The sequence below is a fragment of the Methylobacterium sp. A52T genome, from assembly GCF_053346095.1.
On sequence record NZ_JBKFBI010000190.1, the window covers coordinates 1 to 8,564 of the forward strand.

Consider the following 8,564-nt stretch of genomic DNA (forward strand, 5'->3'; position numbering starts at 1 on the left):
CCGCGGCGGGGGGGGGGCGGGGGCCCACCCCCCCGCCACCCCCGCCAGCGCCGCGGCGGCGGCGGCCGAGGAGCTCGGCGCCTCCGTCCAGGAGATCGGCCGCCAGGTCGCGGGTTCGACGGAACTGACGCGGTCGGCGGTCGCGGACGCGGAGGCGACCGCGCATCTGGTCCGGGAGCTGAACGGGGCGGCGATCCAGATCGGCCATGTCGTGACCCTGATCTCCACCATCGCCGAGCAGACGAACCTCCTGGCGCTGAACGCCACGATCGAGGCGGCGCGGGCCGGCTCGGCGGGTCGCGGCTTCGCCGTCGTGGCCGCGGAGGTGAAGGAGCTGGCCGGCCAGACCGCGCGGGCAACCGACGAGATCGGCGGCCACGTCGCCCGGATCCAGTCTTCCACCGGCGACGCCGTCACGGCGATCGGACGCATCGGCGGTCGGGTCCAGGAACTCAGCGCGGTGGCGACGCGGATCGCCGGCGCCGTGGAGCAGCAGGGCGCGGCGACGCAGGAGATCGTCCGCAACGTCTCCCAGGCCGCCCAGGGGGCAGCGGACGTCACCGGCACCATCGCGGGCGTCGCCGACGCGGCGAAGGGGACCGGAGCGGCGGCCGATCAGGTCCTCACGGCGGCCTCGGAGCTGTCGAACCGGTCCGGCCACCTCAGGGACGAGGTGACGCGCTTCCTCGCGACCGTCCGCGCGGCCTGAGCGCGCGGGATCGGCGCGGACGCGGACCTCCGGCCGCGCGCCCGGCGCGCCGGCTCAGAGGAGCCCGCGCGCCTTGGCCAGGCCGACCAGGTCCGCCTGCGGGCGGGCGCCGATGTGCTGGATGACTTCGGCGGCCGCGAGCGTGCCCAGGCGGGCGCTGGCGACGTTGTCGAGCCCGCGGGCGTGCCCGGCCAGGAAGCCGGCCGCGAACAGGTCGCCCGCGCCGGTCGTGTCGACCACGGTCTGGACCGGGCTCGCCTCGACGGCCCGGACCTCGCCGCCCTGAACCACCAGGGCGCCGTCGGCCGAGCGCGTGACGAGGCCGAGCAGGTGCCGGCCGCGGGCGTTGCGCTCGTCGCGCAGGGCCGCCACGGCGGCCTCGGGATCCTCGGTCTCGTAGAGGCTCTGCAACTCGGCCATGTTGGCGAACAGGATGTCGATGCTGCCGTCCCGCACGAGGCCGAGGAACTCGTCGCGGTAGCGGCCCACGCAGAACGCGTCCGAGAGGGTCAGCGCGACGGCGTTGCCCGCCTGATGGGCGAGCTGCGCGGCCTTGCGGAACGCGTCCTTGGCGGCCGGCGGATCCCACAGGTAGCCCTCGAGATAGACGACGCGGGCCGAGCTCACGAGCGCCTTGTCGACGTCGTCGGGCGACAGGCCCTGGCAGGCGCCGAGATACGTGTTCATCGTGCGCTCGCCGTCCGGCGTCACGAGCACGAAGCACCGGGCGGTGGCCGGGCCCTCGGCGGCGGCCGGGACGGCGAAGTCGACGCCGGTCGCCTTGAGGTCGTGGCTGAACAGGCCGCCGAGCTCGTCGTTCCGGACCTTGCCGACGAAGCCGGTCTTGGCCCCGAGGAGCGCCGCGCCGACCGCGGTGTTGGCGCCCGAGCCGCCCGACACGATCGTCGCCGGTCCCATCGCCTGGAACAGCGCCTCGGCCCGCGGCTCGTCGATGAGCTGCATCGCGCCCTTGGTGACGCCCTGCGCCGACAGGAAGGCGTCGTCCGTGCGGGCGATCACGTCGACGATCGCGTTGCCGAGCACGAGGAGATCGAGGGGTGCAGTCATCCGGGCGTCCTGATTCGCGTTCGCGCCGCTGTGGCATCCGCCTCGGATCGGATCAAGCGCCGTCGTCGGCGGGCGCGAGGTCGGCGAACAGCTCGGGCACGGGCAGGCGCAGACCGGGCGGCGTCAGGTCCAGCGTCTCCCGGGTCGCGATGCGGGTCTCGATCAGGCCGCCCTGAGCGCGGCGGTGATGGATGACGAGACGCTTCACCGGATCCACGATCAGATAGTGGATGACGCTCTCCAGACCGAAGTAGCGGGTCAGTTTCAGGCCCGAGTCCACCGCGCGTGTGCCCGGCGACTGAACCTCGACGACAATGACGGGATCCGGCACTTCGACGGCATCGAGATCCATCCGGGGCCCACAATAGACCAGTGCATCCGGTTCGAACGTCGTCGTGCTGTCGATGCGGACCGTCATGCCGTCGGGCATCATGTGACAGACGACACCGGAGGCTCTGATCGCACGATTCAGGGCTGTCTGTGCTGCGAACTTGACCAACGCATGTCCAGCCCGCTCCGGTGACATCGCGAACACCTCGCCATCGACCAGCTCGAAGCGCCCCGGCTGCCCCTCGGCCCAGGCGAGAAACTCGTCGACCGTCATCCGGGATCTCGGCTGAGCGACCATGCCCGAGGTTAGCACGGATTCGGCGTGCCGGGAGCCGCGCTCCTCACGGGCCTCACCCCGCGATCTTCTCCAGCGCGACGTCCCGCGTCCGGGGACCCAGCAGCCCGACGAGCAGGCCCGCGGCCAGCATCGCCGCCGAGATGAACAGGAACACGCCCGGCGTCCCGGCCTCCCGCAGCACGAACGCGATGACGAAGCCGGTGAAGATCGCCGAGAACCGGCTCCAGGAATAGACGAAGCCGACCGCCCGGGCCCGGATGCCCGTGGGGAACAGCTCGGCCTGATAGGCGTGGAAGCTGTACGACATCACGTTCGAGGCCAGCGTCAGGCCGATGCCCAGCGCCACGATGACGGTGACGTCCCGCGTCTGCGCGAAGGCCAGGCCGCAGGCGATGTAGAGGAGGGCGGCGGCCACGATGACGTGCTTGCGCTCGAACCGGTCGGCGATGGCGAGGCCGATCAGGGGCCCGACCGGGGCGGCGAGCGCGATCAGCGCCGTGTAGGCGAGGCTCGATGTCACCGTGATGCCCTGGGCCACCAAGAGGGTCGGCACCCAGTTGGCGAAGCCGTAGAAGCCGACCGTCTGAAAGACGTTGAACCCCGCCATCATCAGGGCGCGGCGCCGGTAGGGCTGGACCCAGAGGTCGCGGAACGCGCCGCGCGGCTGCACCGGCTCCGGCGGGGCCGGTACGGGAAGCGGGCGCCCATGCTCGGCCTCGATCCGCGCCTCCAGCCGCCGCAGGACCGCCTCGGCCTCCGCCAGACGGCCGTGCTCGACGAGCCAGCGCGGGCTCTCCGGCAGGCCCGCCCGCATCCACCAGACCACGATCGCCGCCGAGGCGCCGATCAGCACCACCCAGCGCCACCCGTCGATGCCGAGGGGCGCCGCCGGGATCAGGAGGTAGGACAGGAACGCCACGACCGGCACGGCGGTGAAGCCGATGCCCTGGCACAGGGCGAAGGCCCGGCCCCGGATCGCCTTCGGCACCAGCTCGGACAGGTAGCTGCCGATCGTCACCATCTCCAGGCCGAGGCCGATCCCGGCGATCAGGCGCCAGAGATTGAGGCCGAAGGCGTCGCTCTGGCAGGCCATCACCACGTTGGCGGCCGTGTAGGACAGCAGCGACCACGTGAAGATCGCCCGACGGCCGAACCGGTCGGCGAGCCAGCCGCAGGCGATGGTGCCGATGAACAGGCCGGTGAAGAGGGCGGCGACGAAGCTCGCGACGCCGCTGGCGCCGAACAGGCCCGGGGTCGTCGGCGTCAGGATCCCGGCCTTGACGAGGCCCGGCGCGACGTAGCCGGTGAACAGCAGGTCGTAGAGCTCGAAGAAGAAGCCGAGGCCGAGCAGCACCACGAGGCGCCAGACCGTCGGCGTCGCCGGAAGCCGGTCGAGACGGGCCAGGATGGCGCCGGGATCGAGACCTTCGTCGGCAGCCCGGACCGCCGTACTCGTCGCCATGCCGGTGCGCCCCGTTTCGGCGCCGCGGCGCCCTGCCGGCGCAGTGCCGCGGAAGCGGGCGCCGCGCAAGGGGGCGCCGCGAAAGGGGGGCGCGACGCGGGGCGCGGCGCTCCCCTCAGGCGCCGAAGACGGACCAGCCCATGCGCTGCGTCAGCCGCTCCAGGGCGATGCGGCCGAGATGGGAATTGCCCGCCGCGTCGAGGCCGGGCGACCAGACGGCGATGGACGCCTTGCCGGGCGCGATCGCCAGGATGCTGCCGCCGACCCCGCTCTTGCCCGGCAGGCCCACGCGGTAGGCGAACTCGCCCGACCCGTCGTAGTGGCCGCAGGTCAGCATGATCGCGTTGATGCGGCGCGCGCGCTCCGCCGACACCACCGAGTGCCCGGTCGACGGGTTGACGCCGTTATGCGCCAGGAACCGGCCGGCCCGCGCGAGCTGGCGGCAGTTCATCGCGATGGCGCAGTGGTGGAAGTAGACGCCGAGCGTGTAGTCGACCGGATTGTCGAGGACGCCGAACGACTTCATGTAGTTGGCGAGCGCGGTGTTGCGGAAGCCCGTGCGCTTCTCCGAGGCCGCCACCGTCTCGTCGATGATGATGCTCGTATCCTGGGCCAGGAACTGCATGAAGCGCAGGATCTCGCCCAGCGCCTCCCGGGGCTCGTGGCCCGAGAGGATCACGTCGGTGACTGCGATCGCACCCGCGTTGATGAAGGGATTGCGCGGCACGCCGCGCTCCCGCTCCAGCTGCACGATGGAATTGAACGGGTTGCCCGAGGGCTCGCGGCCGACCCGTTTCCAGAGCCGGTCGCCGACCATGCCGAGGGCGAGGGTGAGCGTGAACACCTTCGACACGCTCTGGATCGAGAACGGCGTCTCGCTGTCGCCGCCGGTGAAGACCTGCCCCTCGGCGTCGATCACCGCCAGGCCGAACTGGTCGGGATCGACCCGGGCGAGCTCCGGGATGTAGTCCGCGACCGCGCCCCGGTCGGGGCGCTGGGCCATCTCCTCGGAGATCTCCCGGATGACGTGGGCAAGGTCGGGCACGTTCGGGCTCGGGCGTCGCGTTGCGTCGGAACCGGGCCGGTTCGCGACGTCTCAGGCGATGCAAGGTCCGGTCCGGCCGCGCGGTGATCTAGCAGCGCCGGGCGGGCGTGGGAACCGGACGGACCCATACCCCGCCGTCCTCGCGAGCGGAGCGAAGCGATCCAGGGATGCGCCACGCTCGGGCATCGCGTGCCTCACTGGATTGCTTCGCTGCGCTCGCAAGGACGGCTGCGGTGCGTCCGCTCGGCAAGAAGGATCATCACGCGGCGGCGAGCGCCATCGCCATGGATTCCTTCTTCATCAGCTCCCGGAAGAAGCCGTCGAGATGGGTCAGCTTGTCGGGCGAGCCGTCCTGCGCGATGCGGCCGCCGTCGAGCACGACGATCCGGTCGAAATCCTGCAGCGTCGAGAGACGGTGCGCGATCGCGATGACGGTCCGGCCCTTCATCAGGTTGGCGAGGGCGTGACGGATCGCCTGCTCGGATTCGGCGTCGAGCGCCGAGGTCGCCTCGTCGAGCAGCAGGATCGGCGAGTTCTTCAGGATCGCCCGGGCGATGGCGATGCGCTGGCGCTGGCCGCCCGAGAGCTTCACGCCGCGATCGCCCACGATCGTGTCGAAGCCTTCCGGCAGGGCCTTGATGAAGTCGGTGCAGTGCGCCGCCTCGGCCGCCTGCCAGACCTCCTCGTCGGTCGCCTCCGGCCGGCCGTAGCGGATGTTCTCGCGCAGGGAACGGTGGAACATCGAGACGTCCTGCGGCACGACCGTGATGGCCTCGCGCAGGGATTCCTGCGTGACGCGCTCGATGTTCTGGCCGTTGATGCGGATCGCGCCGCTCTGCACGTCGTAGAAGCGCTGGATCAGCGAGAACAGGGTCGACTTGCCGCCGCCCGACTTGCCCACGAGGCCGACGCGCTGGCCGGGCTCGATGACGAGGTCGAAGTCGGTGAAGACGGGGCGGCCGTCCGGATAGCTGAACGCCACGTGCTCGAACTCGATCTCGGCGCCCTGGCCGCTGAGCGGCTGCGCCTCCGGATGGTCTACGAGGTCGTGGGGCTGCAGCAGGGTGTGCAGCGCCTCGGAGAGGCGGGCGGTGTGCTGGGTCGCGTCGACCAGCGCCACCGCGAGGTCGCGGGTCGCGGCGAGGATGCGGATGCCGAGCGTGCAGACCAGGACCACCTGACCGTTCGTCGCCTGGCCGGCCTCCCACATCTGGATCGCCCAGTAGAGCAGGCCGAACACGGCGAGCACGGTGAGCACCGCGTGCACGATGCGCAGCTTCTCGAGGTAGAGCAGCGAGGAGCGCCGGGCCCGCATCTCGGTGGCGACGGTGCCCTCGAAGCGCTGGCCCTCCCGCTTGAACGCCGAGAAGGCGCGCACGAGCGACATGTTGCCGACGAGGTCGACCATCTCGCCGTCGACGGATGCGGCCTTGGCGGCGAAGTCGTGGTGCAGCGGCTTGCCGGCCGCGGCCATCTTGAACATCAGCACGACGACGGCGGCGAACACGCCCGCCAGGATGCCCGCCATGGTGAGGTTGACGGTGGCGATGTAGGCGATCGATCCGAAGGCCGCGACCGTCGGCGGCATCACGTTGAACACGAACATGTTCTCGACCGTGAAGATCGCGTTCGAGGTCGCCGTGATCCGCGATGCCAGGGTGCCCGGCTGGCGGTCGGAGAAGAAGGTCGGGGAGTGGCCGGTCAGGTGCCGGAACAGGTCGCGCCGGATGTCGCCCGTGATTCCCACGAAGGTGAAGGCGCCGGTCAGCGCGGCCACGCGCCAGAGCATGTTGTCGGCGGCGATGAAGGCGATCAGGACCGCCAGGGCGCCCCAGATCACGGTGTTGTCGGGGCCGGGACCCTTCGTCAGCGCGTCGACCACGCCCTTCAGGGCGTAGTCGGTGGAGACCGAGAAGCCGACGGCGCCGAGCACCGAGATCAGGATGACCAGGTGCGGCAGCCAGCGGCGCCGGAGATACCGTCCGACGAAGGCGAAGGGCCTGTCGGCGTATCGGTGCAGCTCTTCCATCGCGGTGACCATTCCGTATTCGCGCGGCTTTGGCTTACGGGCTGAGGCGGAGTGCAGCGCGGGCGCAGTCTGACCCGCAGCGGCAACGCGAGAGCGTTGCCATATGTTTCACCGGCTCGCACCTTCGTCGCGCTTTTATCCGCAGAACCTGAACGCCGCTTGAGCGGCGGGGAAACACGCAAGCGAATCCGATGCCGCGACGGGTCAGGCCGCGCGCTCCGGCTGGCGCGTCTCCGGCATGATCAGCGCCACCAGCATGAAGGCCGCGAAGCCGACGACCGCGAGCCCCAGGAAGGCGCTGTGGCTGCCGAGATGGTCGGCCATGATGCCGGCGAGCGAGGTCGAGAGGGCCGCGCCGATGCCCATGGCGGTCCCGACCGCACCGAGGGCGAGGTTGAAGCGGCCGGTGCCGCGGGTGAGGTCGGACACGATCAGCGGCACCATCACGCCCAGCACCGAGGCCGAGATCCCGTCGAGCACCTGGATGGCGACGAGGCCGTAGGGGTTGGTCGTGTAGGCGAGCAGCAGGCCGCGGACCGGGAGGGCGCCGAAGCCGAACAGCAGCACCGGGTAGCGGCCGAAACGCTCGGCGGCCCGGCCGACCGCCGGGGCGCTGACGGCGAGGACGGCCTGCGGGACCATGATGCAGGCCGCCACCAGCGCGGTCGCGGTCTCGCTCGCCCGCAGGGTCAGGACGCTGCCGACGAGGGGCAGCATCGCGGCGTTGGCCAGGAAGAACAGCACCATGCAGGCCGCGAAGCACAGGAGGCCGCGGTTGGTCAGGAGCGCGCGGATGCCGTCCTGGCCGGAGGCGGGCGCTGTCGAGGTCGGCGCCGCCTGGGCCGGCTCCTTGAACACGCCCGGATCGATGTCCTGGGCGCGGATGCGCGCCAGCGCGATCACCGTCGGGATCCCGAGGGCGGCGGTGAGGTAGAAGACGGCGCCGTTCGACAGGTAGTAGCCGATGGCGCCCATGCCGGCCGCGCCGAGGGCGTTGCCGAGGGCGGCGAAGCTCGCGTTCCGGCCGAGGCGCTCGCCGGCCCGGGCGCGCCCGACCAGGCCGATGCTGATCGCCGCGATGGCCGGCGTCAGCACGCAGCTCGCGGCCGAGTGGAGCGCCATCGCCAGGAGCACGATCAGGAAGCTCGGCCAGACCGCCAGCGCGAAGGCGCTGCCGGCGATCCCGATGACCGCCACGGCGGCGGCGAAGCGCTTCGAGCGCACGACGTCGACGAAGGCACCCCCCGGCACCTGGCCGAGGAGGGCCACGAGGCTGCCGACCGTGAGGGCGAAGCCGATGTCGGACTGGGTCCACTTGGCCTGCGAGAAGTAGACCGCCAGGAACGGGCCGAACCCGGTCTGCAGGTTCGCGACGAAGAACGCGAAGGCGTCGAGGCCGTAGCGGCTCGCCGACGAGATCGCGCGTTCGCCGTGGACCGCCGACGCTGCCGGCGCGCGCGCGGCCTCGGCCGCCTGATCCTTCAGGCGGGTCGGACGGGAGCGGATGTCCTGCCGGGGCACGTCGCGCTCGCGGGGGGCGGCGGCGGTTCTGACCTTCAACCGGGCCACCGTCACTTATCCGGTGCCTTCTCCGGGGGCGGGGCGGGCGCGGGCACAGGGGCG

General features: G+C 71.6%; 7 protein-coding genes. 1 reads left to right on the forward strand and 6 read right to left on the reverse strand.

Annotated elements, in window-relative coordinates; genetic code table 11:
• Positions 1 to 709, forward strand: a 709-nt coding sequence (locus tag ACLBYE_RS27980; protein ID WP_447696670.1) for a methyl-accepting chemotaxis protein, incomplete at its 5' end; no start/stop codon positions are given.
• Positions 710 to 763: 54 nt separating this feature from the next.
• Here ACLBYE_RS27980 and ACLBYE_RS27985 read toward each other — a convergent pair.
• From ACLBYE_RS27985 to ACLBYE_RS28010, 6 genes are all read right to left on the reverse strand, one after another.
• On the reverse strand, positions 764 to 1,777 hold the full coding sequence (locus ACLBYE_RS27985; protein ID WP_091926249.1) for an adenosine kinase: 1,014 nt from the start codon (positions 1,775 to 1,777) through the stop codon (positions 764 to 766).
• A 52-nt stretch (positions 1,778 to 1,829) separates the two neighbouring features.
• Complete coding sequence (locus tag ACLBYE_RS27990; RefSeq protein WP_447681691.1) at positions 1,830 to 2,381, reverse strand: Uma2 family endonuclease; 552 nt, start codon at positions 2,379 to 2,381, stop codon at positions 1,830 to 1,832.
• A 76-nt stretch (positions 2,382 to 2,457) separates the two neighbouring features.
• Entirely contained in the window at positions 2,458 to 3,867 is a 1,410-nt protein-coding gene (locus ACLBYE_RS27995) for an MFS transporter (RefSeq protein WP_447696671.1), read from the reverse strand.
• A 115-nt stretch (positions 3,868 to 3,982) separates the two neighbouring features.
• Positions 3,983 to 4,912 (reverse strand): glutaminase, encoded by a 930-nt coding sequence (locus ACLBYE_RS28000; protein WP_447696672.1) that lies wholly within the window; start codon positions 4,910 to 4,912, stop codon positions 3,983 to 3,985.
• A 259-nt stretch (positions 4,913 to 5,171) separates the two neighbouring features.
• Positions 5,172 to 6,941 (reverse strand): ABC transporter ATP-binding protein, encoded by a 1,770-nt coding sequence (locus ACLBYE_RS28005; protein WP_447696673.1) that lies wholly within the window; start codon positions 6,939 to 6,941, stop codon positions 5,172 to 5,174.
• 204 nt (positions 6,942 to 7,145) lie between these two features.
• Positions 7,146 to 8,516 carry an MFS transporter gene (locus tag ACLBYE_RS28010; protein ID WP_447696674.1) on the reverse strand — a complete coding sequence of 457 codons (1,371 nt, stop codon included), beginning with the start codon at positions 8,514 to 8,516 and terminating at the stop codon, positions 7,146 to 7,148.
• Positions 8,517 to 8,564: the final 48 nt, after the last annotated feature.